The following is a 25,859-nucleotide window of genomic DNA, read 5'->3' as shown; positions in this document are numbered from 1 at the left end:
GTTATTCGCTCCTTGTCGGATCTTCCATATGACGGTCCTGCTTGGCGGCGCAGGCCGGGCATGTGCCCCAGTAAGTGACCTCGGCCTCGTCAATCTCGAAACCGTGGTCATCGGCCGCCGTAAGGCACGGCGCTGCGCCCACGGCGCAATCGACATCTTCGATTGCGCCGCAAATCCGGCACACCACGTGGTGGTGGTTGTCGCCGACCCTGGCCTCATAGCGGGCCGGCGAACCCGAGGGTTCGATCCGGCGCACCAGCCTGGCGTCGGTCAGTGCGGCGAGCACGTCGTACACGGCCTGCTTGGACACCGTGCCGAGTTCGTCCCGCACCACCCCGGTGATGGTGTCGGCATCGGCATGAGGGTGCGCGCGGACTGCCTCCAGCACTGCAGTACGCGGACGGGTCACGCGCAGCATCGCTGAGCGCAGCAAGTCCTCCGGCTTCCTCATGTCGACCATGAAACGATCATGTCAGTTTTTTTGGACTGAGTCCAGAAAAGATTTTTGACCCCCGTCACGAATCGGCCGGGGGAGCGGTGGTGCGCCGCACCCTCCCGGGCTTGGCCGACCGATGACGCTTTGGTCTACCATTTCCTTCACGAAGAGCGGAGCCGACGAGATGGACAACATCCGGCAATTAAGCATCGATATCTGCGGCTGCGAGTTGAGGATCATGACCCGGGGGAAGGGTGCCCAGTCCTATGTGCTGGTGCCCGGCATAGGCGTTTCCCCACGCTACTTTGGGCCCCTGGCCGAAGCACTTGCTAAAGTGGGAACTGTACATACGTGGAATTGCCTGGTTTCGGAGAGGCGCGGTCTCCGCAGGAACAGGTAGCCATTGCGCAGTTTGCAGCATTGGTCCGCGAAGCCCTATCCCGGATCGGCGTGGAATCAGCGGTGCTGATCGGGCACTCCATGGGTGCGCAGATCGTTGCGGAAATTGCGGCGCGCGAGCCTCCGCACCTGGTTTGGATCGTCCTGAGCGACTACTTTCGGTCCGGCCCGCGCTGGCACTTCCGAACCCTGCAGGAACTGCTGCGGCACCATCTTGAGGACGTAATGCCCGTGATCCAAGTCCCCACACTGATTCTCCGAGGAGGACGCGATTCCATCGTGCCGCGCGATTGGGCGGCAGAACTGGCTGCTGCTGCACCGAGGGGTCTTTCTGTCGAGATTGAGGGCGAGCCACGCACGAATGTTCCGCCGTCCGGAAACGGTCGCAGCTTACTGCCACGAGGTCGCGGAGCGGGCATGTTGAGCACATCGGGGACAGCGCTTCGGGCAATCGCCGGCCGGGCATGGGGCTGGGTGCTGGACTACGCTTATGTGGCCTACTGGCAGACCCATGGCTTCCTGTTCCGGCATGATCCTCGGCCCTACCTGGAGGCCGGAGAGCGTGTCGATGCTCCCGTACTGCTGCTCCCGGGAGTATACGAAAACTGGCAGTTCCTCAAGCCGATCGCTGACGCTTTGCATGCAGACGGCCACCCGGTCCACGTTGTGCGGACTCTTGGATACAACCGGGGAACGGTGGCCAAAATGGCCGCGCTGGTAACTGCCTACCTGGAGGCGGCCGAGATCTCGAACGTGACCATTGTGGCGCACAGCAAGGGCGGATTGATCGGCAAGCACCTGATGACGCTGCCCGCATCGGCGGCCAGGATCCGGCATATGGTTGCTGTCAATACGCCCTTCTCCGGGTCGCACTACGCCCGGTTTTTCCTGGCCCCAAGCATCCGGGCCTTCGCCCCTCGGAATCCTGCGCTGCTTGCGCTGGCCAGGAAGCGGGCGGCCCACCCCCGCATCACCTCGGTATTCAGTAAGTTCGATCCCCATATCCCGGGCGGGAGCCATCTGGCCGATGCCGAGAACATCGTGCTCGAGAACTACGGGCATTTCCGTGTCATCGCCGATCCTCACCCGCTGCAGATCATTAGGGACCGGCTGCCAAGGAAAGGTGCCTAAGCGAACTAGACTCTGCTCATGCCGAGACTCCTCGCCGACACCACGCCGCTGAAGGTGAGCCCGGATTTCCGGCGGTTATGGACCGGCACGTCGCTGTCCTCGGTCGGCGCCCAGCTGACTTTGGTCGCCGTTAGCCTGGAAGTCTACGACCTCACCCGATCCACCCTGGCGGTCGGCGCGATCGGCGTCGTCGGGCTGGTCCCGCTGGTGCTCGCCGGGCTCTATGGCGGAGCCATCGTGGACGCCCACGACCGCCGCAAGGTGGCACTGTATTCGGGGCTGGTGCTCTGGGCCTGCGCCGGCCTCTTCGCCTTCCATGCGTGGTCCGGGCTGGGGCAGGTCTGGTTGCTGTATGTGCTCATCGCCATCCACTCCGCCGCCGCCGGCGTCAACCAGCCGGCCCGCAACGCGATCATCCCCCGGTTGGTCAAGCGGCAGATGCTGCCGGCGGCCAACGCCTTGAACATGATGACCTTCGGCCTGGGCATGACGCTGGGCCCGCTCCTGGCCGGCGTCCTCGTGGCGAACGTGGGCTTCGGCTGGACTTACACCATCGACGTCTTGACGTTCACGGCGGCGATGTGGGCGCTGTTCCGCCTGCCGCCGCTGCCTCCCGAGGGGGACGTACACAGGGCCGGCCTCCGGTCGGTCCTGGAAGGCCTGCAGTTCCTGCGCACCAGGCCGAATATCCGGATGACGTTCCTGGTGGACCTGGCCGCGATGGTGCTGGCCCAGCCACGCGCGCTGATGCCGGCCGTTGGGGCCGTCGTGCTCGGGGGAGGGGAGGCGACGGCGGGCATCCTGCTCGCCGCGGTTGCCGCCGGTGCCTTCCTGGCAGCGCTGTTTTCCGGCCCTTTAGGCCACGTGCGCCGGCAGGGACTGGCCGTGCTGTGGTGCGTGGCACTGTGGGGAACCGCCGTCGCGGTCTTTGGCGCTGTCGTCGTACTGGCCGGGAACGACGGTCCGCCGCCGGGCGGAACGGTAAGCCCCTGGCTGCTGCCTGCGGCGGCCGCCCTAATGGCCGCCGGCGCGGCGGACACGGTCAGCGGAGTCTTCCGCAACACCATTCTGCAATCCGCGACGCCGGACGCCATGCGCGGGCGGCTCCAGGGGATCTTCATCGTGGTGGTCGCGGGTGGTCCGCGGCTGGGCGACGCCGTGGCCGGCGGCAACGGCCAGTGGCTCGGCGAGGGGATGGCAGCGCTCGCGGGCGGCCTGGCCTGCGTGCTGGCGGTCTGGCTGCTGCACCGCTGGCAGCCGCGTTTTGCCGGCTACGATGACCGCCATCCGGAACCGTGATGGAACAGTAGGCCAAGTCAGCGCGTTATAGGAAGTGTCCGGTCCCATCGCGGGAGCGGAAAGCACGACGGCGGCCGGCCGGTCGTTCGCAGAAGGAGACTTGCAGCGGTGCATCATCATTTCAACGGTTTGAAGACCGCCGTCCTGTTCGGCGTGCTGTTCGCCATCCTGCTCGGGATCGGGGGCCTGCTGGCCAGCGGCACGGGCAGCAGCAGCTGGATCTGGATCATGGCGCTGATCGGTCTGGGGACGACGGCCTACAGCTACTGGAACAGCGACAAGCTGGCGATCCGGGCGATGCATGCCTACCCGGTGACGGAGCAGCAGGCGCCCGAAATGTACCGGATCGTCCGCGAGCTCTCCACGCGTGCCAATCAGCCGATGCCGCGGCTCTATGTCTCGCCGACGCAGGCTCCCAACGCGTTTGCCACCGGGCGGAACCCGCAGAACGCTGCGGTCTGCTGCACCGAGGGAATCCTGCGGCTGCTCACCGAACGCGAGCTGCGCGGCGTCCTCGGCCACGAACTGATGCACGTCTACAACCGCGACATCCTGACCTCCTCCGTTGCCGCCGCCGTCGCCGGTGTGATCACCTCGGTCGCTCAATTCATGTTGTTCTTCGGCGGCCGGGACCGCAATGCGAACCCGATCGCGCTGCTGGCGATGTCGCTGCTCGCCCCGATCGCCGCCGCGCTGATCCAGATGTCGATCAGCCGGACGCGGGAGTACGACGCGGACGAGGACGGCGCCCAGCTCACGGAGGATCCGCTGGCCTTGGCCTCGGCGCTGCGCAAGCTGCAGGTGGGCACCCAGGCGGCTCCGCTGCCGCAGGACCAGAAGCTGGTCAATACCAGCCACCTGATGATCGCCAACCCGTTCAAGGGCGGCGGAATCGGCAAGCTGTTCAGCACGCACCCGCCGATGGACGACCGGGTGGCTCGGCTGGAGCGGATGGCCGGCCGTCCGCTCGGCTCCTGACGGGGCAGGGCGTATGAGGCTGCTGTTGATCCGCCACGGCCAGACGCCGTCCAACATCAAGGGCCTGCTGGACACCGCCGTTCCCGGGCCGGAGCTGACCCGACTGGGCCATGAGCAGGCCCGCGCGCTGCCGGTGGCCCTCGCGGAGGAACCGATCGAGGCGCTGTATGCCTCGACGGCGATCAGGACGCAGCTGACTGCTTCGCCGCTGGCTGGGTCCATGCGCCTGGATGTTGGAATCCGGGACGGGCTGCGGGAGATCTCCGCCGGGGAGTACGAAATGCTTGGCGATGGCGAATCGATCGCCGTCTATCTGCGCACTGTTTTCGCCTGGACGGCCGGGGAGCTGGACCGGAGAATGCCCGGCGGACCGGACGGCTTTGAAACGTTCGGCCGGTTCGACGACGTAGTCGCCGAGGCGGAAGCCGAGGGACTGGGAACGGTGGCCCTCTTCAGCCACGGGGCGATGATCCGCAGCTGGGCAGGCGCCCGCGCGAAGAACCTCGATGCGGAGTTTGCCGCCCGCAACATCCTCAGCAACACCGGCGTCGTTGTGCTAGAAGGATCGGGCAGCGAGTGGGAAGCCGTGACCTGGATGGGTGAGGCCGTGGGCGGTCCGGCTGTCGAGGACTTCCAGGCCGATGGGCCCGCCGGTGATTCCGCAGCCGCGGTCATGGAACCGGACGGCGGCCGCTAGATCCACGCTACGTAGCCCGCTTGGGCGTATGGCGCGCCGGGCTGTTCTTCATCGCCTTCGTGACGGATCCGCGGACACATTTCGTGCCCATGCAGGCGGCGATGGCCAAGAACGATGCACTGGCCGAGTACCTCAGGCATACCGGGGCGGGTTTGTTCGCCATCCCGCCCGGGATTGAGCCGGGCGGCTGGCTGGGGCAGGGGCTCTTCGCCGCTGCCTGAGCCGGAACAACGCTATGCCTCGAGAAGGTGGCGATCGTCCTGGATACTGATGACGTAGGCGAACAGTGCTTGTTCATGCTCGCGGTAGTGATGCGCACACCATGACAGCAAGCCGCCCGTGTCGAGAATGACATTGACGTAGGCGGAGGATCCGCACCGGTCACACAACATGTCGCGCTCCTAAAGGTGATGGCGTTGACCTTGTCCGCCCAGTGTGACCTTCAATGCTTGGGCTTGCCTTGGAACTACATGGGCCGCAGCCTTGGGCTCCGGCTGCGGCCCCTGTGATTCGTTCGCGGCTAGCGGTAGTTGATGAACTGGAGGTCGACGTCCAGGTCGGAGGACTTCAGCAGATTGATGACTTCCTGGAGATCGTCCCGGGACTTTGAGCTGACCCGCAGCTCGTCACCCTGGATCTGCGACTTTACGCCCTTGGGGCCCTCGTCGCGGATGATCTTGTTGATTTTCTTGGCCTGGTCCTGTGCGATGCCTTCCTTGATGCCCGCTTCGATCCGGTATTCCTTGCCGGAAGCGAAGGGCTCGCCCGCATCGAGGGATTTCAGCGAGATGCCGCGCTTGACGAGCTTGGACTGCAGGACGTCAAGGACAGCCTTCACGCGTTCCTCGGAGTTGGCCTTCATCAGGATCTTCTCGCCGCTGAAATCGACTTCGGCGCCGACTCCCTTGAAATCGTAGCGCTGTGCCAATTCCTTCTGCGCCTGGTTCAGGGCGTTGGCGACTTCCTGCTTGTCGACCTTGTTGACGACGTCGAACGATGATTCGCTGGCCATGGTGCCTCCTCTTGGTCAGGGTGGTGTGCTCTGCGCCTAGCCTACTTCGTCCCGTCCCCGGGCAGGCGGTTCGGCATTCCCAGCTTGCCCTCAGGAAGCGGCCAGATTTTCTCCAAACTTTCCGGAAAGACTGGGGACGTTGTTTGAACGACCAAACTATTGAAGGAGCACGTTGCATGGGGAGCCGCCGTCGGTACCTAGTCCGATCGATGCGAGCAGCGGCGGGATCGTTCCTGGCCGCGGCGGCGGTGGCCGCGTTCGGTGTGTTGGGGGCGTCTCCGGCCACGGCGGCCGTTCCGGCATTCGAGGCCATGCATTCCGAGGTCTCGGCGGCGGGTGCTGCCACTTACGTCCGCCGGGAATCGGACCTGCTGGAGCGGCAAAAGTTCGAGGCAAAGTTTGGCGAGGAGCCGGCTCAGCCGAGCCGGAGCGAACGGCTTGACGGAGTCCGTGCCGAGATGGACCAGGCAGTTGCCTGGGGTATGGTCACTTCGGCCCAGGCGGAGCACTTCGTCGCCCAGCTCGAATCGCGGATCAGAGCCGGACTCTAGGTGCCGGCCCGCTGCCCGGAAACGCGGCGCCGTCGCCCGGAATAGGGGGCCGTCCCGCCCCGATTTCGTTCTTCGGCGGATCTTCTGTAAAGTTGTCTTGCTTCCACTTACGGAAGCGGTCTTCGTTGAAGACGCCCGGCAGATTACCCGAGCGGCCAAAGGGGGCTGACTGTAAATCAGCTGGCACTGCCTACGGGGGTTCGAATCCCTCATCTGCCACGGGTCTGAAGATCCCCGGATACTGCATTTAGGCGCAGGATCCGGGGATCTTTTGTTTGTCCGGCGTGTTCCGGGTTTTCCCCAAGGCGCTCTTCCAAGACTTCTTTTAGTCATGTGACCGCAACACTCCACTGGTTTCCTTGAGGTCCGCGGGTCTGCACGTACGCTGTACATACCGAGAGCCAATGACACAGTGGAGTGGCTGGTACCAAGGGGCGTTCTGAGTTGTCAGGAGAACCGAATGGGGCGAAAGAACACGGCTTCGACGAGCCTGGGTGAACTCATGGAGTCGGCCCCGGTTGGCTACGCGGAGCCGGACCGGACGTGGCGGCGCCGTGTGGCCGTGTGGGCCGGCGCCGTGGCGGTGGTGGCCCTGAGCGTAGGGACGCTTGTGGCTCCGGGAGCCGTAGCCGTCGCCGCCGGGGCGAACTCGCTGGTGAACTTATGGGAAGAACTGCCCTCCGACGTCCCGCTGGAGCGGTCCCTGCCGCAGCACACGGTGCTGCTCGACAATAAGGGCAAGGAGTTCGCCCGCTTCTACAGCGAGAACCGCATCGACGTCGAACTGAAAAACGTTTCCCAGACGTTCCGCGACACTCTCATCGGCACCGAAGACGTGCGCTTCTACGAGCACTATGGTGTCGACCCCTACGGAGTGACCCGGGCCCTGGTCAACAACGCGGTCTCCAGCAACACGCAGGGCGCGTCGACCCTGACCCAGCAGTTGGTCCAGAACATCATGGTCAACAACGCCCGGGATGAGGCCGAGCAGTCGGTTGCCACGGGCGATACCTACAACGCCAAAATCCGCGAGTCCAAGTACGCCGTGCATCTTGAGCAGACGCTCACCAAGGACGAGATCCTCAAGATGTATGTCAACGCCGTCTACTTCGGAAACCGCGCCTACGGCATCGAAGCCGCAGCCCGCATCTACTTCAACACCACCGCCGCGAAGCTGAACCTCCAGCAGTCCGCGCTGCTCGTGGGACTCCTCAAAGGGCCGGGCGTCTATGACCCGTTCCTGCATCCCGAAGCAGCCACGTCGCGCCGCAACACGGTGCTGGGTGTGCTGGAGAACAACGGCACGGTCACGGCCGCCGAGGCGGATGCCGCGCGGAAGGCTCCGCTGGAACTTGAGCGGGGTACGGTGCCTTCGAGCTGCGGTGATTCGGAGTACCCGTTCTACTGCGAACTGGTGCGCGAAGAGATCCTCGAGAACCGGGCATTCGGTGCCACCCCCGAGGAGCGGGCGGACCGCCTCTCCCGCGGCGGCATGATCCTGACCACCGGGCTGGACCGCCAGGCGATGGACGCCGGGCGCAAAGCGGTCACCAAGGCACTTGGGGACAAGAACCGTGCCGCGCTGGGGGTGGCCGTCGTCGAACCCGGAACCGGACACATCGCCGCCGTGACGCAGAACCGCGGCTGGGGCCAGGGCAAAGGCAAGACGCAGGTTGTCTTCGCCAAGAGCGAGTTCCAGGTGGGGTCCTCGATGAAGCCGATCGTGCTCGGCGCCGCACTGAGCGAGGGCGTCCCGGCGTCGCAGCGCTACAACTCCAGCGGCCCGTACTATTCCCCGACCCTGGACGACCCCGCGGAGGGATTCCACAACTACGGCTTCACGAATTACGGCAATATCGACGCCTACGAGGCCATCCGGAAATCGGTGAATGTCTACTTCGTCAAGCTGATCGAGAGGACCGGGGTGATCGACGTGGCCAAGTTCGCCGAGACCCTCGGCATCACCTCGATTCCCACGGACAGCCTGAGCGGCCACGAGGCCTCGCTGGCGCTGGGCGCCTATGAAGTGTCGCCGCTGGAAATGGCCAACGCCTACGCCTCCTTCGTCAGCGGCGGTGTGGTCTGCAACCCCGTGACCATCACAGGTGCAGTCCGCAGCGACAACGGCGAGGAACTCCCGGTGCCGGACACCGACTGCCACCAGGGGATTGATCCCGGCGTGGCCGACACGGTGGCCGATGCGCTCAAGGAGCCGTTCAAGTCCGGCGGCACCCTCAGCGGGCTCGGCAAGCCAAAGGGCCGCGAGGCGGGCGCCAAGACGGGCACGACCAACGATTTCTCGGCCAACTGGATCGTGGGCCTTACGCCGCAGTTCTCCACCGCGGTCTGGCTTGGAGACCCGCGCGGCGGCGGGCAGTACCCGCTGGACGAGGTGGATGCCTATGGCACGACGTATTACGACCTGACGGGCGCCGAGGTGGCCGGCCCCGTCTGGAAGGCGACCATGGAGGGGGCGCTGAAGGGGAAGTCGGCGGAGCCGCTTCCGGACGCGGCGTCGGTGGGCCTCGGGATGCAGACCGACAAGTCCATTCCCGACGTCCGGGGCATGAAGGTGGACGAGGCCATCACCGTACTGCTGCGGAACAACCTGACTCCCGTGGTGAACGAGGAAACGGCCAAAGCCAATCCGCTCCAGCCGCCGGGTGTGGTTGTGGCGCAGACTCCGCGTGCCGGAGGATCACTGCGGTACCGTCAGGAAGTGTCGATCACGCTGAGCGACGGCAGCGATACCGCGATCAGCGTCCCGGACAACGGCTAGGGGGAGGCCCGCTATGTCTGTTTTTGAAAAGCGGCCCGGCATGGCGCTCGCGGCCGGTGCACTGAGCCTTTCGCTGGTGGCCGGTACCGGTCTGTTTGCCCTGCACCTGGCCGGCGCGCCCCTGGTCGGAACCGAACCGGAACCGGCCGAGCAGGCGACGGCTGTGGAGAAGACACCGGAACCGGTGGCTGCGAAGATCCGCGATGTGCCGGCCGAGGAGTCTCTGGCCGGAGCGCTGGAGAAGGCGCCCAAGGGCTGGAAGACCGGCGGCAGCATCCAGCGTTCGGCGACGCAGCCCCTGCCGTTCTCCTGCCCGGCCAACGGGACTGCCCCGGCCGTGGCGCTGTCCCGGCTGTTCAGCGTGGACCGTCAGCGGATACAGGTGGTGACCACGGCCTACTCCGCCGGTCTGGGTGCCGAGGTGATGGATGCCTTGATCGATGACGCGGACTCATGCGCCGGGGGAAGCGTCGCTGTCCGGTCCAGGGCCTTTGACGGCAAGAAACCCGGGGCGGAGGCGCACCGGGTCCTGACCTACGAAGGATTCAACTCCGCTCAGGTGGTGGCGTTCCGCCGCGGCGACGTGCTGGTGTTCATTTCCGGCGCGGAAGACGCACCGCTGTCCGAGATGGCGCGGGAATTCGACCGGCACCTGGCGGACCGGCTGGAAGGCGTGTGTGCCGACCAGAAGTCCACGGCACGGGCGGCCCAGCGTTCGCCGTGGTCGGCGGAGGGGTACAAGCCGTACACGGTCGAGCAGAAGGTCTCGGTGCGGGACCTTCCGCTTCCCCGGCTGCCGGAGGACGCGGAGGCGGAAGCCGTCGGCCTGCCTGGTCCGAAGATCAAGATCCAGCGCGCCCGCCCGGCCGCGGAACCGGTCTACCCGGTCTGGCCGCCCATGCCGGATCGGACGGAGGTGCCCAAGGCGCCCGCCAGCCCGGACGAGGCTCCCGTGACGCAGGCCAACGTCGCAGTGCTCGCAGAGGACAAGACCGGGCCGGGCTGCGGCTGGGCCTTCACCGGGATGAGTCCGGTGGTTTTCGATGCGCAGGCGGCGGAGCAGACCAACGCCAAACGCCGCCAGACGGCTAAGGACAAGCTGGCAGACGGAACCGTCCGGTGGCAGCAGGACGTGCTCGACTATTGGGAAGCCTACGACCGCTACGTGGATGAGGCGGCGGAGTACAAGGACTACGCGGCGGACGTGGCCAGGGTCAATAAGGCGTGGGACGCGATCGGCGAGGACTGGGCGGACTTCTGGGTGGCCTACGATGCCTACGAGGCTAAGTTGGCGGAGCGCTCGCAGTTCTTCGTGAACCAGGACAATGCCCGCATCCGTTACGAGAACGCCTTGGACCAGTGCGCGGCCGACAACCGCGAGGCCGCGGCAGACGCCCGCGAGCAGGCCGAAGACCGCAAGAAAAAGGCCGACGAGGACGAGAAGGACAAGGACAAAGAGGACAGCAAGCAGGAGGAGACCGAAGAGCCCGCCCCCGAACAGGTCGACTGCGACTCGGCGGTCGCGGAACCGGCAATCCTGTCCCAGGCCCCGCCGCCGGAGCCTTCCGAACCCGCGCAGCCCGAGGACCCGCGGCCGGCGGACCGCCGCTGAGCATCCTGCCCATCCCGGAGTCCTGGTGTGCGGAATCCGTAAAACCCGGGCCGGGGTGCTACGCGGCGTCGGCGGCGTGGAGCGGATAGATGTCCCAGAGGAAGCAGGCCGAGTCCGGCGGGACCCGGTGCAGTGCGTTGAAGTGCAACCACTGCCAGGCCGTCGCCCCGTTGTCGTCGCAGGGCGAGGGCGGGCAGCTACCCGGGGTAAACCATGTCCCGCCGGACCAGATGAAGCGCAGCGGTCCTGACGAGGTTTCGAACGGATCGGCTCCGGGCAGCCTCCGGGGCAGAGCCAGCTTGGCCCGCAGCGTCCCCGCCATTCCGGCGGCGTAGAGCTCGGTCCTGGAGGGGTCGTGGGCGTACGGGAGACCCTCCAGGAGGCCGTCAATCAGCCGCATGCTGTGGCGGATGGCGGCTTTGAGGGGGAGCCCAGCGGTAATGACCAGTGCCGTTTGGCGTTCCAAGGGTGCCTCCTTAGCGCGGCATTGTCGCGGCATTGCTGGTTTAGACACTAGGGGCGGCAGCGTCGCCGCCGGAAGGCATCATGTCGTGCCTGTGGATAGCGCTCATGCGGTGAGCGAACAGGGGCGACACACCTGCCACGCACCGATAACGTGGGAGACATGGCAACGATCAATATCACCGAGGCCCAGTTCCCGCAGACTATCGAAGAGAACGACATCGTCTTTGTCGATTTCTGGGCCGACTGGTGCGGCCCCTGCAAGCAGTTCGCCCCCGTCTACGATTCCGTCTCGCAGCAGCACGAGGACGTCGTCTTCGCCAAGGTTGACACCGAAGCCGAGCAGAGCCTGGCCGCGGCGGCCGGCATCACCTCCATTCCCACGCTGATGGCCTTTCGCGAGAAGGTGCTGGTCTTTTCCCAGCCCGGCGCACTGAACTCCACGCAGTTCGGCGAACTCGTCGACGCCGTGAAGGGACTGGACATGAAGGAAGTCCACGCCCAGATCGCCGTGCAGCAGTCCGAGGCAGCCCAGGGCAAGGCAGAATAGCGGGAGCAATAGCCCCTCAGCCCAATGTTCTGCCGGGGCCGGCGGGAGGCCGCCGCAGAGCGGCTGCACGCCGGTCCCCGCGGGAACTAATGGAAGCGGTGGTCCTGCGGGGCCAACCGCGGTCCGAAGGCAGGCTTGCGGAAGCCGCTGAGCACAAGCATCCGCACCACGCGCTGGCGGTGGCCGCGCCACGGTTCCAGCAGTTCCAGCATGCCGGCGTCGTCCGTCTTGCGCCCGGTCAGGGCGTAGCCGACGAAGGAGGCGAGGTGGAAGTCGCCGACCGAGACCGAGTCCGGATCCCCGTGGGTTCGCTGGGTGGTCTCGGCCGCGGTCCAGGGGCCGATTCCGGGAATCGAGCACAGCTTGGCGGCCAGTTCATCGCCGGGCTCTGAGGCGGCGAGCCGTTCCAGCCCGGACGCCGCGCCGCACAGGCGCAGGATGGTGCCCGAACGCTTTGAATCCACGCCCGCACGGTGCCATTCCCACGAGGGGATCCTGCGCCACTGCGCGGCGGAAGGAGCCGCCTTCAGGCCGGCGGGAGCGGGACCGGGCGCGGGCGTGCCGTGCCGGCTGACCAGGTAGCGCCACGAGTAGCGGGCCTCGATCGTGGTGATCTTCTGCTCCAGCACCGCCGGCACCAGCGCGTCGACCATCCGGCCGGTGGCGGGCAGCCGGAGTCCGGAATGCAGCCGCCTCGGGCGGGACACAAGCAGCGGGAGCGTGGCCTGGAAGCCGGGGTCGTCGAAGGCGCTCCAGTCGTCCTCGGCGCCGAGCAGCCGGGGGAGTCCGGCCAGCGCGGAGTCCGCCCCGGGGCCCCAGAGCCTGGCCTCGACGGCGGTGCCCTGCGCGCCGCGCCGGGCCGCCAACCGCAGCGACACCAGACCCTCCGCCGCCGCGTATGCCAGCCACACGCCGTCGTGCGTAAACCGGATGGTGGGGTCCTGCTTGCCGCGGGCCAGGACGCCCAGGGTGCCCGCCAGGTCATAGCCGGCCGGCAGCATCAGCTCGGCGACCGCATCGGCGCGCGGGGCGGCGGAAGCGGTCAACGGGGGCATGGCTCAATCGTCGCACGATCCGACGGCCGCGGCTGCGGCGCCGGATGTGAAGCTTTCTTAGCGCCGGCTATGAGCGCCGTTGCCGGGAACGGTAGATTTGGGCGCATGAAGTATGCCAATTCTGTCCTGGACCTGATCGGAAACACCCCGCTGGTCAAACTCAACAAAGTGACCGAGGGGATCGCCGCCACCGTCCTGGCGAAGGTTGAATACTTCAACCCCGGCGGCTCCATCAAGGACCGGATCGCGGTCAAGATGCTGGAAGCGGCCGAGCAGGACGGCCGGCTCAAGCCCGGCGGCACCGTGATCGAACCCACCAGCGGCAACACCGGCGTCGGCCTGGCGCTGGTGGCGCAGCAGAAGGGCTACAAGTCCATCTTCGTCACGCCGGACAAGGTCGGGGTGGAGAAGCGGGACGTGCTCAAGGCCTACGGCGCCGAAGTCGTGGTCACGCCCACCGCGGTGGCCCCTGACAGCCCCGAGTCCTACTACGGCGTCTCGGACCGCCTGGTGCGCGAGATCGACGGCGGCTACAAGCCGGACCAGTTCTCCAACCCCACGGCACCGCTGAGCCACTATGAGACCACGGGCCCGGAGATCTGGCGCGACACCGACGGCAAGGTCACGCACGTGGTGATCGGCGCAGGAACCGGCGGAACCATCACGGGAACCGGCCGCTACCTGAAGGAAGTCTCGGCGGACCGTCCGACCGGCCCGGTGAAGATCATCGGGGCGGACCCGGAAGGCTCCGTGTACTCCGGCGGCACCGGGCGCCCCTACTTCGTCGAGGGCGTCGGCGAGGACATGTGGCCGGGCAACTACGACAAGTCCGTGCCGGACGACGTGCTGGCCGTCAACGACGCCGAGTCCTTCGCGATGACCCGCCGGCTGGCCAAGGAGGAAGGGCTGCTCGTCGGCGGATCCTCGGGCATGGCCGTGGTGGCCGCGCTGCGCGTGGCCAAGGACCTGGGTCCGGACGACGTCGTCGTGGTGATCCTGCCGGACTCCGGCCGCGGCTACCTGGCCAAGATCTTCAACGACGAGTGGATGCGCTCCTACGGCTTCATCGCCGCGGGCGAGGAAGCCACGGTCGGAGAGATCCTCAATGGCAAGAACGGCCGGATGCCCGAGCTGGTCCACACCCACCCGACCGAGTCCGTCCGCGACGTCGTCGCAATCATGAACGAATACGGTGTTTCCACGCTGCCGGTGTTCTCGCAGGAGCCGCCGGTAGTGATGGGCGAGGTCCTCGGCTCCGTCGACGAGCGCACGCTGACCGCCCAGCTGTTCAAGGGCGAAGCCAAGCTGACGGACAAGATCGGGGACCACATGGGTGCGACCATGCCGCTCATCGGCGCCCTCGATTCGCTGTCGGCCGCGCGGGAAAAGCTGCAGACCCACAACGCGCTGCTGGTGACCCTCGAGGGCGCACCGGTGGGCGTGCTGACCCGCCACGACCTGCTGACCTATCTGACGAGCTGAAGGAAGAGGACCACATGACTGCAGAGAACACCGGCGGCTTCAACACCCGCGCCATCCACGCCGGACAGGCCTTCGAACCGCGCACCGGCGCGGTCGTTCCGCCCGTCCACTTCAGCTCCACCTACGCCCAGGACGGCATCGGCGGACTGCGTGAGGGCTACGAGTACGGCCGCGGCACCAACCCCACCCGCGATGCGCTCCAGGAGCAGCTGGCCGCCCTCGAGGGCGCCAAGTACGCCTACTCCTTCTCCTCCGGCCTCGCCGCGGAAGACGGCCTGATCCGCGCCCTGATGGCGCCGGGCGACCACATCGTGCTGGGCAACGATGCCTACGGCGGAACCTACCGCCTGATCAACCGCGTGCTCGGCCCGTGGGGCATCGGCCACACCGTCGTCGACATGGCGGACCAGGCGCGCGTGGCCGAAGCGGTGAAGGCCAACAAGACCCGCTTCGTCTGGGTGGAGACCCCGTCCAACCCGATGATGAAGGTCACCGACATCGAGGCCCTCGCCAAGGTGGCGCACGACGCCGGAGCGCTGCTGGTCGTGGACAACACCTTCGCCTCGCCGTACCTGCAGAACCCGCTGGCCCTCGGCGCCGATATCGTGGTCCACTCCACCACCAAGTACATCGGCGGGCATTCGGACGTGATCGGCGGCGCCGTGGCGCTGAACGACGACGAACTGGCCGAGAAGGTCGGCTTCGTCCAGTTTGCCGTGGGCGCGGTCTCCGGCCCGCTCGATGCGTTCCTGACCACGCGCGGCCTGAAGACCCTCGGCGTCCGCATGGACCGGCACTCGTCCAATGCGCAGGCCGTCGCCGAATGGCTGCAGGGCCGGCCCGAGGTGGAAGCCGTCTACTACCCGGGCCTGCCCGACCATCCGGGCCACGAGCTGGCCAAGAAGCAGATGCGCCGCTTCGGCGGAATGGTGTCCGTCTCCTTCAACGGAGGAGAGGCCGCCGCCCGCAAGATCGCCGAATCGACCCGCGTGTTCACGCTGGCCGAGTCCCTCGGCGGCATCGAGTCGCTGGTCAACTACCCGTCCCAGATGACGCACGCGTCCGTCAAGGGCACCGAGCTCGCCGTGCCGGAGAACCTGATCCGGCTCTCCGTGGGCATCGAGGACGTCGAGGACCTGATCGCCGACCTCGAACAGGCGTTCGCCAACCTCTGAGCATGAGCCGCTGAGGGGGCAGACTCCGGGCCCCAGGGCTAACGACGACGGCCGCCCGCCTTTCGCACGAAAGGCGGGCGGCCGTCGTCGTACATAGACTTAGCCTTATGACTCACGGATCCCTGCTCGCCGTCTGCCGCGTCCACGCGCTCAAACCCGACGAGAGCAACGTGGGAATCACCGCGATCGACAAGCGCCCGGTGGCCGGCCCGGTGGCGGTCCACGAACTCGGCCTGCGCGCCGACGTCCAGGCCGACAGGAAGAACCACGGCGGGGAGCTGAAGGCGCTCTACGCCTACTCCGCCGAAGACGCCGCGCAGTGGGCCGAGGAGCTCGGCCGGGACATCCCCGCCGGACTCTTCGGCGAGAACCTGAGGACCGAGGGGCTGCCGGTCAGCGGCGCGCTGGTGGGGGAGCGGTGGCGGATCGGCGAGGCCGTGACGGTGACGGTGACCATGCCGCGCATCCCGTGCGCCACCTTCGGCCGCCACATGGACCAGCCGCAGTGGGCCAAGCGCTTCCTGGCCCGGGGCCTGCCCGGGGCCTACCTGAAGGTCGACACGGTCGGAGCGATCGCCGCCGGGGACCGCGTCGAGGTGCTGTCCCGCCCGACGCACGGGGTGACGGTGGCGGACGTCTCCGGCGGGCTGGGCCTGGAGCAGGCGCGGGCGCTGCTGGAGTCGGAGAACGACGGCGAAATCACCCTGGGCGGCAACGTTGTCCGGGCGGTGCGTCGGGCGCTTAAGCGGGCGGAGGCCGGGGCTCCGGCGACAGCGCCGTAACCGCCTGGGCCGCTGGCGGGGCTGCCTGCCCGCGACGGACCTTCATCCTGGCTGCCTTGCAGACGGTGCGCTCTTGCCACCCGGGCAACGGTGGCATAGCGTTTATGCAACTTGTTGTGCAAAGGAGTGCAGTGTGACCGGTCCGTATCCCCGCCTGCTGGAACCCCTCGACCTCGGCTTCACCACGCTGCCCAACCGTGTGCTGATGGGTTCCATGCATACCGGCCTGGAGGAACGGCCGGGCGGATTCGAGCGGCTGGCCGCGTTCTACACCGAACGCGTGCGCGGCGGCGTCGGCCTGATCGTCACCGGCGGCTTCTCGCCGAACGAGGCCGGCCGGCTGGCACCCGGCGGGGCCATGCTGTCTACGCCGGCCGAGGCCGCGCAGCACCGGACGATCACGCACGCGGTGCATGCCGCCGGCGGCAGGATCGCCCTCCAGCTCCTGCATGCCGGGCGCTATGCCGCCCACCCGGACCTGGTGGCTCCGAGTGCGGAGCAGGCCCCGATCAGTCCCTTCACGCCGAGGGAACTGGGACCCGCCGAGGTCGAGCAGACCATCGAGGACTTCGCCCAGGCGGCCTGGCTGGCGCAATCGGCCGGGTATGACGGCGTCGAGATCATGGGCAGCGAAGGCTACCTGATCAACGAGTTCATCACCGCCCGGACCAACCGGCGCACCGACGCCTGGGGCGGGGACTACGGCAGCCGCATCCGTTTCCCGCTCGAGATCATCCGCCGCACCCGGGACCGCGTAGGGACGGACTTCATCCTGATCTACCGCCTGTCGATGCTGGACCTGGTCGAGGGCGGTTCCTCGCTGGCGGAGGTCATCGAGCTGGCGCAAGGCGTGGAGGCGGCGGGGGCCACCCTCATTAATACCGGCATCGGCTGGCACGAGGCGCGCATACCAACCATCGCCACATCCGTTCCGCGGGCCGGCTTCGCCTGGGTCACCAAGCAGCTAATGGGGCGGACCCGCCTGCCCCTGGTCGCGACCAACCGAATCAACACCCCGGAGACCGCAGAGCAGGTGCTCGCCGACGGCTGCGCGGACCTGGTCTCGATGGCACGTCCGCTGCTGGCGGACCCTGCCTTCGTGCTCAAGGCCTCGCGCCGTGCGGCCGATGAGATCAACACGTGCATCGCCTGCAACCAGGCGTGCTTGGACCACACGTTCGTCGGCAAGGTGAGCTCCTGCCTGGTGAATCCGCGCGCCGGGCACGAAACCGAGCTGCTCCTGGTGCCGGCCGAGGAGAAGAAGAGGCTCGCCGTGGTGGGTGCCGGTCCGGCGGGCCTGGGCTTCGCGCTCGCCGCCGCCGAGCGCGGGCACCGGGTCACGCTCTTCGAGGCGGCTGATGCGATCGGCGGGCAGTTCAAACTAGCCGCGCAGATTCCCGGGAAGGAGGAGTTCCGCGAGACCCTCCGGTATTTCCGGCGGCAGCTGGAACTCGGCGGGATCGACCTGCGGCTGAATACGCGCGCGACGGCCGAGGCCCTGCAGGCCGAGGGGTTCGGCGAGGTCGTCCTGGCCGCGGGCGTGCTGCCGCGGCTGCCCGACATCGAGGGTCTGGACCATCCCTCCGTCCTGGGCTACACCGATGTGCTGCTGGGCAGGAAACCGGTCGGCGGCACGGTGGCCATCCTCGGCGCCGGCGGCATCGGCTTCGACGTCGCGCACTTCCTCACGGAGGCCGACCCCAGCGAGGCACTGGATCCCGGAATCTTCTGTGCGGCGTGGGGGATCGACCCGCACTACGCCAAGGCCGGGGGGCTGTCCCGGCCCGAGCCGCGGCCACCGGCCCGCAGGACCTACCTGCTGCAGCGGAAAAACAGCAAGATCGGAGCCGGCCTGGGCAAGACCACGGGCTGGATCCACCGGGCGGAGCTGAAGGCAAAGGACGTGACCATGATCCCGGGCGTGACGTACCGGAAGATCGACGACGGCGGACTCCACTTCAGCGTCGACGGTACCGACCGCGTACTCGCCGTCGATACGGTGGTGCTCTGCACCGGCCAGGAATCCCGCCGCGAGCTGCTGCCGGACCTCGAGGCCGCCGGCCTGAAGGTCCACCTGATCGGCGGTGCCGACGTGGCCGCCGAGCTGGACGCCAAACGCGCCATCGACCAGGCGGTCCGGCTGGCCGCAGTGATCTGATGTCGCTGCGCCACGCCATCCTTACGGCGCTGCTGGAAAAACCCGGGTCCGGGGCGGAGCTGGCGCGGCGCTTCGACCGGTCCTTCGGGTTTTTCTGGCCGGCGACGCACCAGCAGATCTACCGCGAACTCGGCGGCCTGGAGCGGGACGGCATGGTCCGCTCCACCGGCCGGGACTCCTCCCGCGGCCGCGCCAAGGACTACGCGGTCCTGCCGGCGGGCCGGTCGGAACTGGCGGACTGGACCGGACGGCAGCAGGATCCGAGGCCGGTGCGCGAGGAGCTGATGATCCGCCTACGGGCCTCCGCCGTCCTGGGCTCGCCGGACATCGGCCCCGAGCTGCGCCGGCATCTGGAGCTCCACCGCCGGCAGCTGGAGACCTACCTCGACCTGAAGGAACAGACCTTCCACCCCGGGCCACCTGACCGTAACCGGCAATTGCAGCTCGCCGTGCTGGAAGCCGGAATCGTGTTCGAGCGCGCATGGATCGAATGGGCCGAGGACACCCTCGAGACGCTGACAGGCTGACCTCCAAGGACATCAGCGCCGCGGAGTGGATGATGCTGTGCCCAAGCTCACCGCCGCCGTCGTACCTCTGCGGACCGGCGGGCGGCGCCGATACCGTACAATGGATGTATCCCCCACTCCGGTATTCCCTTATTTCGGCGCGTCGCGTCTGATTGGTGTGTTGGGTCCGCAGCTACTGCGGACAGTTTCATTTTGGGAGCGCCGGCTGTCGAAAGCGTCATACAGACCGCCGGGAGGCGGCCAGCAGCTGTGACGGAAAGTCCTGCCGCGGGATTGCAACAGCGCCGGACTTGTGTCATTGAGCCTCCCAGGACGTCGCCGTCTCCTTGAGACGGCCATGCTTTGCGTGGCTTCCGTTCCCCGAAATGAAAATGAGGAACCTTCGTGTCCGAAAATCCCACTTCCACCGTGTCCGAAACCGAAGCCGCTGCGCCGGTCGAGGCAGCACCCCAGGAAGAAACCGTACTCTTCACCGACTTCGGCCTCGACGGCCGCGTCCTGGCGGCCCTGACCGACGTCGGCTACGAGAAGCCGTCCCCGATCCAGGCCGCGACCATTCCGGTCCTGCTGGAAGGCCGCGACGTCGTCGGCCTGGCCCAGACCGGCACCGGCAAGACCGCCGCCTTCGCCATCCCGGCCCTGTCCCGGATGGCCGAACTGCCCGCCACCAAGAAGACCCAGATCCTGGTGCTCGCGCCGACCCGCGAACTCGCGCTGCAGGTCGCCGAGGCCTTCTCTTCCTACGCCGCCCACATGGAGGACTTCACCGTTCTTCCGGTCTATGGCGGCTCCGCCTACGGCCCGCAGCTGGCCGGCCTGCGCCGCGGCGCACAGGTCGTCGTCGGTACGCCGGGCCGCGTCATCGACCACATCGAAAAGGGTTCGCTGGACCTGTCCGAGCTGCAGTACATGGTGCTGGACGAGGCGGACGAAATGCTGCGCATGGGCTTCGCCGAAGAGGTGGACCAGATCCTCTCGAAGACCCCGGAGGAGAAGCAGGTTGCCCTCTTCTCGGCCACCATGCCCAGCGCCATCCGCCGGATCGCCAAGAAGTACCTGAAGGATCCGGCCGAGATCACGGTCAAGGCGAAGACCACCACGGGCATCAACACCCGCCAGCGCTACCTGCAGGTCATGGGCCCGCACAAGCTGGACGCCATGACTCGCATCCTCGAAGCCGAGGATTTCGACGGCGTGATCGCCTTCGTGCGGACCAAGATGGCTACCGAGGACCTGGCCGACAAGCTCAAGGCACGCGGCTACCGGGCCGCCGCCATCAACGGCGACATCCCCCAGCAGCAGCGTGAGCGTACCGTCGAGGCACTGCGCGACGGCAAGATCGACATCCTGGTCGCCACCGACGTCGCGGCCCGCGGCCTGGACGTCGAGCGCATCTCCCTGGTCGTCAACTTCGACATCCCGCACGACACCGAGTCCTACGTGCACCGCATCGGACGTACCGGCCGCGCCGGCCGTTCCGGCGACGCCATCCTGTTCATGACCCCGCGCGAGAAGTACCTGCTGCGGGCCATCGAAAAGGCCACCCGCCAGCCGGTCGAGCAGATGCACCTGCCCTCCGCTGAGACCATCAACAACCTGCGGATGAACAAGTTCGCGGAAAAGATCACCGAAACCCTCGCCTCCGAGGACGTCTCGATCTTCCGCGACCTGATCGCGAACTACGAGGCCGAGCACGACGTGCCGGCCGCCGAGATCGCCGCGGCCCTGGCCGTCATGGCGCAGGGCGGACGTCCGCTCCTGGTGCAGGACCTGCCCGAGGCGCCGAAGGGCCAGCGCGAGCGCGCCGGCGGCGGACGCGATGCAATGAACTCCCGCGGACCCAGCCGCGCGCTGACCGAGGGCAATGCCACCTACCGGATCGCCGTTGGCCGCCGGCAGCGGGTCATGCCCGGCTCGATCGTCGGCGCCTTGGCGAACGAGGGCGGCCTGACCTCCGCCCAGATCGGCGGCATCGACATCCGCAGCGACCACTCGCTGGTCGAACTGCCCGCCGACCTGTCCCAGGACCAGCTGCGCGCGCTGTCCAAGACCCGCATCGGCGGCGAGCTGATCCACCTCGAGCTCGACAGCGGCCGCAAGCCGCGCCGCGACCGTGATGATTTCGGGGGCAGCCGCGGCGGCTACGGCGAGCGTGGCGGTTTCAAGAAGAAGTTCGACGGCGACCGCGGCGGTTACAAAAAGAAGTACGACGGCGAGCGTAGCTTCGGCAAGGACCGTGGCGACCGCGGGGAGTCCCGCTTCGGGCACGGCGCCGGTGCTCGCAAGCCGCGGCACAGCAATTACTAAGAACAAGGCTCAGCACCCCAGCTGACCCCTTCCGGGAGGCACCCGCAGCCAGGCAGGCTGCGGGTGCCTCCCGCTTTTGTGCGCAAACTCACTGCGTTCCCGGCCCGGCCACCAGGACTGCCAACCCGGAACGGCCCCGTCTGGCGCGGATCGAGGAGCCTCTCCGTGGCGCCCGTCGGCCTCAAAAACCGTGGCGGAGACCGGTTTATGTGGGACTGGACACAAACCGGTCATTTTGATTTCACTCTGGCCGAATCTGCTGGTAATGTATTTCTCCGTTGCCCCCCTAGCTCAGTGGTAGAGCGCGTTCTTGGTAAGAACGAGGTCACCGGATCGATTCCGGTGGGGGGCTCGGAATGGCGGAGCCCGCGTCTGTGTCGAAAAGGCGCAGCGCGGGCGTTCCCATTCGTGGCGGTGTAGCTCAGCTGGTTAGAGCGCACGACTCATAATCGTGAGGTCCCGGGATCGAGTCCCGGCACCGCTACAAAGGAAAGGCAGGTCAGCGGCTAGTTCAGCCGCAGGACCTGCCTTTTGTCGTTTCCGCCGCCTCAGCAGCCGCAGGAGGCTCTCCGCCGGCCGATCAGGAACCAACGGAACTTAGGGGGCACCGGGCCGGTTTCGACCCGCCCGGTGCACCCTCCCGGAGCGAAGGAAGCCGACCGTCCCCGCGGGGATGGCCGGCTTCCTTTGTTTTCAGTTGGCTCCGGGCCGAACCTAGTGGTCCGTGTTTTCCTTGAGGCGGCGCACCATCGGCGCGAACACGATGGCGACGAGGCCGAGGACGCCGCCTACGGTGAAGGCGAGGCGGACGCCGTCGACCAGGGCAACGTTGCCGGCGATGCCGCTGGAGGCCGCCATGGTCGTCCCGATGGTCATGGCCGCGATAAGGATGGCGGTACCGGCGGCGCCGGCCAGCTGCTGCAGCGTGTTCATGATGGCGCTGCCGTGGCCGTACTGCTCACGCGGCAGCGAGCCGAGTGCGACGGTCATCAGCGGGGTCATGAGCATTGCCATGCCGATGCAGAACACCGTGTGGAAGGCGACGATCATGCCGACCGGGGTGTCCACGTGGACGCTGCCCAGCAGCCACTGCCCGCCGCAGAGCAGGAGGGCGCCCGGGATGACGATCGGCCGCGGGCCGACCTTGTCGTAGACGCGTCCGACAACCGGAGAGATGATGCCCTGGATCAGGCCGCCGGGCAGCAGGGCCAGGCCGATGGTCAGGGTGTCCAGACCCATGCCGTTCTGCATGAAGATCGGCATCACCATGACGGTGCCGAGCATGGTCGCCATCGCGATCATGACGATGATCACGGAGATGCGGAAGTTGCGCACCTTGAAGGGGCGCAGGTCCAGCAGATCGGACTCGGTCTTGCGGAGGGCGCGCTGGCGGTTGACGAACAGCACCAGGGCCGCGACGCCGACAACCAGCGCGACGATCGGCGACCAGGCGCCGTCCAGCAGGTCGGCGATGGAGGACAGCGCGTAGACGATACCGCCGAAGGCAAAGGCGGAGAGGATGACCGAGGGGACGTCCAGGGGAGCCTTGCGGGTCTCCTTGCCGGTCTTGATGGCGAAGATGCCGAAGAGGAACACGATGATGGCAACCGGCACCATCAAGCCGAAGACCCAGCGCCAGCTCATGGAGTTAATGATGGCTCCGGAGAGGGTGGGGCCGATGGCCGGTGCTACCGAGATGACCACGGAGTTCAGGCCCATGACGGTGCCGCGGTGCTGGACCGGGACGGAGGTCAGGGTGGTGGTCATCAGCAGCGGCAGGATGATGGCCGTGCCGCCTGCCTGGACGATGCGGCCGATCAACAGCACGGCGAAGGTCGGGGCAATGGCCGCCAGCGCGGTGCCGGCGATGAACAGCAGCAGGGCCCAGACAAAGAGGCTGCGCGTCGTGAAACGCTGCAGCATGAAGCCGGTGGTTGGGATCACCACGGCCATGGTGAGCATGAAGCCGGTGGTCAGCCACTGTGCGGTGGTGGCCTCGATGGCCAGGTCCGCCATGAGGTTTGGCAGCGCGACGGTCAGCACCGTCTCGTTGAGAATCATGATCAGTGCCGACAGCACCAGCGCGGTGATCACCGCGGCAATCCGCTTGGGTGGGACCCTCTCGGGTTCAACGGATTCGGCCGCGGCGACCTCTCCGGGCGGAGTGCTCTCTTCCAGCGCGTTCTTCATGGATACCTTTTCTGGTCGGGGGGATTCAGTTTGAGCGTAAATAATACTTACAAAAGTATAATTGTTTGCGAAAAAAGGGGGTACCGCCGGGATGTGAGCTTAATCCGGTTCTCCGATGAGCGCGGCCAGCCGTTGCAGGGCCGGCAGGCTGGCGGCGATCTGCTCCTTCTCCTCAGGGCGCAGCTTGCCGGCAGCCGCTCCCAAGGTGTCGGCCCACATCGTTTCCAGCAGGGTCCTGATGCGTTGCGATTCCGGAGTGGGGTGCAGCGTGACGTAGCGCTTGTCCGCGGCATCGCGGATCCGGGTCACCAGGCCGCGGGCGACGAGTTCCCGAAGCTGCGTGCTGACGTTGCTGAACTGGCGGTTTAGCCGGGCGGCGACTTCGGCCACAGTGATGCCGGGGTGGGCCTCGATGACGCGCATGATGTCCACCATTCCGTTGGGCAGCAGCGGAACGCCGGCATCTTCATGGGATTTCCGGCGTACGTCCGAGGAGATGTCGATCAAGGCCACGGCAAGCTGACGGAGGTCCACGGCGCCCTCCAGCAGCGTGCCTGGCTTATTGTTTTCCATCCCCCAAGGATAAGGTCTCCCGCCGTACGGCTTCCGGGCGGCGGCCCGTCGCTGTCGCTACCGGAACCACTCCAGGCCCGGGTGGTTCTCATAGCCCGGATCGATGGTGCAGGTTCCCTCGGGGTCCGTGATTTCGCGGGCGTCCTTCACCGAGAAGACGTAGGAGGCATCGCGTTCGTTGCAGGCCCAGCCCAATTGCCGCTCGTAGCGGCGGACGATCTGCTGCTCCGCATAGTCCATCCAGTCAACTTTCCCCGGCGGGAACAGTTCGTCGAGGCGGCCGCCCTCGTGGTCCAGCAGCATGGTTATATAGGCATGCGGCTCGTCCGTCTTCGGGTCCTCGACGACATGCCAGTGAAAGACGGAGGCCGTAGGAAATGTCGTCAGCATCTGCATCGACAGGTCTCGCATGATCTGCGCGTGTTCGCGGTTGGGATCGGGCACCGGAGTCTCCTTCCAGCGGGGAGTGCTGCATAGGTGGCCGGCTTCGGGAAGCGGCATCGAGCCAATACCGCAGAGCCGGGAGATGATCATCCCACTCCGGGCGCGCCGAGGGCAGGGGCAGTGCCGGATCGTTATCGTGCAAGGGCAGGCCCGTCCCGGATCGAGATCCGGCGGGACGCCGGGACCGTACGGCCGCCCCTATGGCTTTCAGAATATGGCTTTCGGAATGCGTGCGGCTGCAAAAAAGGTCAGCTTGCTTAGTTCCGGGCGACCTCGTTAGCGTGGGGGAGGGAGCAACTCCCGAAGATTCTGCGAAGAACTGGAGGAATCATGGCTGAACAGAGCATTTCCGGAAAGAAGATCGCCTTCCTGCTAACGGACGGCTTTGAGCAGGTCGAACTCACCAGCCCGTGGCAGGCGGTCAAGGACGCCGGTGCGGAACCGGTGCTGGTCGCCCCGAAGGCGGGCGAACTGCAGGGCTTCAAGGGCGTGGACAAGGCGGACAAGTTCCCCGTTGACGTGGCCGCCGACGCTGCCAACGCAGCCGACTACGATGCGCTCGTCATTCCCGGCGGCGTCGTCAACGCCGACCACTTGCGGGTCGAGAAGGCCGCCGTGGACTTCACCCGGGCCTTCTTTGAGAGCGGTAAGCCCGTGGCCTCGATCTGCCACGGTCCGTGGATCCTGATCGAAGCCGGCGTTACCGGCGGGCGGAAGCTGACCTCGTACCACACGCTCGCCACCGACCTGAAGAACGCCGGCGCGACGTGGGTGGACGAGGAAGTCGTCGTGGACCAGGGCCTCGTGACGAGCCGCAACCCGGGCGACCTGGAGGCGTTCAACGCCAAGCTCATCGAGGAAGTCGCCGAGGGCAAGCACGGCGGGCAAACCGCCTGACCAGACCGTAGACAACGACGCCGGGACCGCCTTGCGCGGGTCCCGGCGTCCTTGTGCCGCGGCAGGGGAGCGCCGGCCCGGTTGAGGGATCTGCGCCTCCAACCGATAACCTTGGAGCATGAACCCATGGGATCTTGGCTCGCCGCTGTACCGCAAACTGGTCATCTCCGCCATGGTCCTCATCGGTGCCGGCATCCTGCTGTCCATCGTTGCCGCTGTCGCCAGCGTGCAGCCGCTGACATGGGTCGCGCTGGCCTTCATCATCACCGGGCTGCTGACCCACCTCGCCGGCCTCGTGGTCCGTGCCAGGGACGCCCGCGCCCGCGTGGCGGCCGCGCGGTCCGGCAGGGGCAGCTGACCCCT

At 67.0% G+C, this 25,859-nt stretch carries 23 protein-coding genes, 3 tRNA genes and 1 pseudogene; 20 read left to right on the top strand and 7 right to left on the bottom strand.

Annotation, left to right across the window (positions count from 1 at the left end; genetic code table 11):
• Position 1 precedes the first annotated feature (1 nt).
• Positions 2-460 (bottom strand): Fur family transcriptional regulator, encoded by a 459-nt coding sequence (locus OC550_RS11360; protein ID WP_262105880.1) that lies wholly within the window; start codon positions 458-460, stop codon positions 2-4.
• A gap of 327 nt (positions 461-787) precedes the next feature.
• Here OC550_RS11360 and OC550_RS11355 point away from each other — a divergent pair, with 327 nt between their 5' ends.
• From OC550_RS11355 to OC550_RS11335, 5 genes and pseudogenes are all read left to right on the top strand, one after another.
• The gene (locus OC550_RS11355) at positions 788-1,966 is read left to right on the top strand and encodes an alpha/beta fold hydrolase (protein WP_262105879.1); all 1,179 of its coding nucleotides are present in this window, start codon (positions 788-790) and stop codon (positions 1,964-1,966) included.
• A gap of 18 nt (positions 1,967-1,984) precedes the next feature.
• Positions 1,985-3,265: an MFS transporter gene (locus OC550_RS11350; protein ID WP_262105878.1), complete on the top strand. Its 1,281-nt coding sequence runs from the start codon at positions 1,985-1,987 to the stop codon at positions 3,263-3,265.
• A gap of 108 nt (positions 3,266-3,373) precedes the next feature.
• Positions 3,374-4,243 carry a zinc metalloprotease HtpX gene (gene htpX / locus OC550_RS11345; protein WP_262105877.1) on the top strand — a complete coding sequence of 290 codons (870 nt, stop codon included), beginning with the start codon at positions 3,374-3,376 and terminating at the stop codon, positions 4,241-4,243.
• Between the two features lie 13 nt (positions 4,244-4,256).
• Positions 4,257-4,940, top strand: a complete 684-nt coding sequence (locus tag OC550_RS11340) for a histidine phosphatase family protein (RefSeq protein ID WP_262105876.1) — start codon at positions 4,257-4,259, stop codon at positions 4,938-4,940.
• 35 nt (positions 4,941-4,975) lie between these two features.
• Positions 4,976-5,161 (top strand): annotated as a pseudogene (locus tag OC550_RS11335) (deferrochelatase/peroxidase EfeB); the annotation flags it as partial.
• A gap of 299 nt (positions 5,162-5,460) precedes the next feature.
• Here the strand turns inward: OC550_RS11335 and OC550_RS11330 are convergent.
• A complete protein-coding gene (locus OC550_RS11330; protein ID WP_262105875.1) occupies positions 5,461-5,952 on the bottom strand; it encodes a YajQ family cyclic di-GMP-binding protein in 492 nt (163 codons plus the stop codon).
• A gap of 176 nt (positions 5,953-6,128) precedes the next feature.
• Here OC550_RS11330 and OC550_RS11325 point away from each other — a divergent pair, with 176 nt between their 5' ends.
• The 4 genes from OC550_RS11325 (at position 6,129) to OC550_RS11310 (ending at position 10,894) form a co-directional block, all read left to right on the top strand.
• Positions 6,129-6,503 (top strand): hypothetical protein, encoded by a 375-nt coding sequence (locus tag OC550_RS11325; RefSeq protein ID WP_262105874.1) that lies wholly within the window; start codon positions 6,129-6,131, stop codon positions 6,501-6,503.
• A gap of 137 nt (positions 6,504-6,640) precedes the next feature.
• A tRNA-Tyr gene (locus tag OC550_RS11320) sits at positions 6,641-6,722 on the top strand.
• A 241-nt stretch (positions 6,723-6,963) separates the two neighbouring features.
• The gene (locus OC550_RS11315; RefSeq protein ID WP_262105873.1) at positions 6,964-9,282 is read left to right on the top strand and encodes a transglycosylase domain-containing protein; all 2,319 of its coding nucleotides are present in this window, start codon (positions 6,964-6,966) and stop codon (positions 9,280-9,282) included.
• Between the two features lie 13 nt (positions 9,283-9,295).
• Positions 9,296-10,894: a hypothetical protein gene (locus OC550_RS11310; protein WP_262105872.1), complete on the top strand. Its 1,599-nt coding sequence runs from the start codon at positions 9,296-9,298 to the stop codon at positions 10,892-10,894.
• A 58-nt stretch (positions 10,895-10,952) separates the two neighbouring features.
• Here the strand turns inward: OC550_RS11310 and OC550_RS11305 are convergent, their stop codons facing one another.
• Positions 10,953-11,360, bottom strand: coding sequence for a hypothetical protein (locus OC550_RS11305; RefSeq protein WP_262105871.1), 408 nt, complete (start codon positions 11,358-11,360; stop codon positions 10,953-10,955).
• Positions 11,361-11,519: 159 nt separating this feature from the next.
• Here OC550_RS11305 and trxA point away from each other — a divergent pair, with 159 nt between their 5' ends.
• Complete coding sequence (gene trxA, locus OC550_RS11300) at positions 11,520-11,906, top strand: thioredoxin (protein WP_262105870.1); 387 nt, start codon at positions 11,520-11,522, stop codon at positions 11,904-11,906.
• An 86-nt stretch (positions 11,907-11,992) separates the two neighbouring features.
• On the opposite strand, the gene OC550_RS11295 is transcribed toward trxA, so the two are convergent.
• Positions 11,993-12,961, bottom strand: a complete 969-nt coding sequence (locus tag OC550_RS11295; RefSeq protein WP_262105869.1) for a DNA-3-methyladenine glycosylase — start codon at positions 12,959-12,961, stop codon at positions 11,993-11,995.
• 105 nt (positions 12,962-13,066) lie between these two features.
• Here OC550_RS11295 and OC550_RS11290 point away from each other — a divergent pair, with 105 nt between their 5' ends.
• From OC550_RS11290 to OC550_RS11255, 8 genes are all read left to right on the top strand, one after another.
• Positions 13,067-14,443 (top strand): cystathionine beta-synthase, encoded by a 1,377-nt coding sequence (locus OC550_RS11290; protein ID WP_262105868.1) that lies wholly within the window; start codon positions 13,067-13,069, stop codon positions 14,441-14,443.
• A gap of 14 nt (positions 14,444-14,457) precedes the next feature.
• Positions 14,458-15,618, top strand: a complete 1,161-nt coding sequence (locus OC550_RS11285; protein WP_262105867.1) for a cystathionine gamma-synthase — start codon at positions 14,458-14,460, stop codon at positions 15,616-15,618.
• Between the two features lie 107 nt (positions 15,619-15,725).
• Complete coding sequence (locus OC550_RS11280) at positions 15,726-16,400, top strand: MOSC domain-containing protein (protein WP_262105866.1); 675 nt, start codon at positions 15,726-15,728, stop codon at positions 16,398-16,400.
• A 133-nt stretch (positions 16,401-16,533) separates the two neighbouring features.
• Positions 16,534-18,558 carry an NADPH-dependent 2,4-dienoyl-CoA reductase gene (locus tag OC550_RS11275; protein ID WP_262105865.1) on the top strand — a complete coding sequence of 675 codons (2,025 nt, stop codon included), beginning with the start codon at positions 16,534-16,536 and terminating at the stop codon, positions 18,556-18,558.
• Positions 18,558-19,085, top strand: coding sequence for a PadR family transcriptional regulator (locus OC550_RS11270; RefSeq protein ID WP_262105864.1), 528 nt, complete (start codon positions 18,558-18,560; stop codon positions 19,083-19,085). Before OC550_RS11275 ends, OC550_RS11270 begins: the two co-directional genes overlap by 1 nt.
• Positions 19,086-19,493: 408 nt before the next feature.
• On the top strand, positions 19,494-21,392 hold the full coding sequence (locus tag OC550_RS11265; RefSeq protein ID WP_262106325.1) for a DEAD/DEAH box helicase: 1,899 nt from the start codon (positions 19,494-19,496) through the stop codon (positions 21,390-21,392).
• A 280-nt stretch (positions 21,393-21,672) separates the two neighbouring features.
• Positions 21,673-21,744: transfer RNA gene (locus tag OC550_RS11260), tRNA-Thr, on the top strand.
• Between the two features lie 58 nt (positions 21,745-21,802).
• Positions 21,803-21,876 (top strand) — tRNA-Met (locus OC550_RS11255).
• Positions 21,877-22,106: 230 nt separating this feature from the next.
• Here the strand turns inward: OC550_RS11255 and OC550_RS11250 are convergent.
• The 3 genes from OC550_RS11250 to OC550_RS11240 all read right to left on the bottom strand — a co-directional run bounded on the left by OC550_RS11250 (position 22,107) and on the right by OC550_RS11240 (position 24,599).
• Positions 22,107-23,582 carry an MDR family MFS transporter gene (locus OC550_RS11250; protein ID WP_262105863.1) on the bottom strand — a complete coding sequence of 492 codons (1,476 nt, stop codon included), beginning with the start codon at positions 23,580-23,582 and terminating at the stop codon, positions 22,107-22,109.
• A 99-nt stretch (positions 23,583-23,681) separates the two neighbouring features.
• Positions 23,682-24,155 carry a MarR family winged helix-turn-helix transcriptional regulator gene (locus OC550_RS11245; RefSeq protein ID WP_262105862.1) on the bottom strand — a complete coding sequence of 158 codons (474 nt, stop codon included), beginning with the start codon at positions 24,153-24,155 and terminating at the stop codon, positions 23,682-23,684.
• 57 nt (positions 24,156-24,212) lie between these two features.
• Positions 24,213-24,599 (bottom strand): hypothetical protein, encoded by a 387-nt coding sequence (locus tag OC550_RS11240; RefSeq protein ID WP_262105861.1) that lies wholly within the window; start codon positions 24,597-24,599, stop codon positions 24,213-24,215.
• 330 nt (positions 24,600-24,929) lie between these two features.
• On the opposite strand from OC550_RS11240, the gene OC550_RS11235 reads away from it, so the two are divergent.
• Both OC550_RS11235 and OC550_RS11230 read left to right on the top strand, forming a co-directional pair.
• Entirely contained in the window at positions 24,930-25,496 is a 567-nt protein-coding gene (locus tag OC550_RS11235) for a type 1 glutamine amidotransferase domain-containing protein (protein ID WP_262105860.1), read from the top strand.
• A 118-nt stretch (positions 25,497-25,614) separates the two neighbouring features.
• A complete protein-coding gene (locus OC550_RS11230; protein ID WP_262105859.1) occupies positions 25,615-25,854 on the top strand; it encodes a hypothetical protein in 240 nt (79 codons plus the stop codon).
• Positions 25,855-25,859: the final 5 nt, after the last annotated feature.

The sequence above is a fragment of the Arthrobacter sp. Marseille-P9274 genome (assembly GCF_946892675.1).
GTDB lineage: Bacteria > Actinomycetota > Actinomycetes > Actinomycetales > Micrococcaceae > Crystallibacter.
Note: the sequence above shows the minus strand (reverse complement) of the source record. Positions and strands in the feature narration are given on the sequence as shown.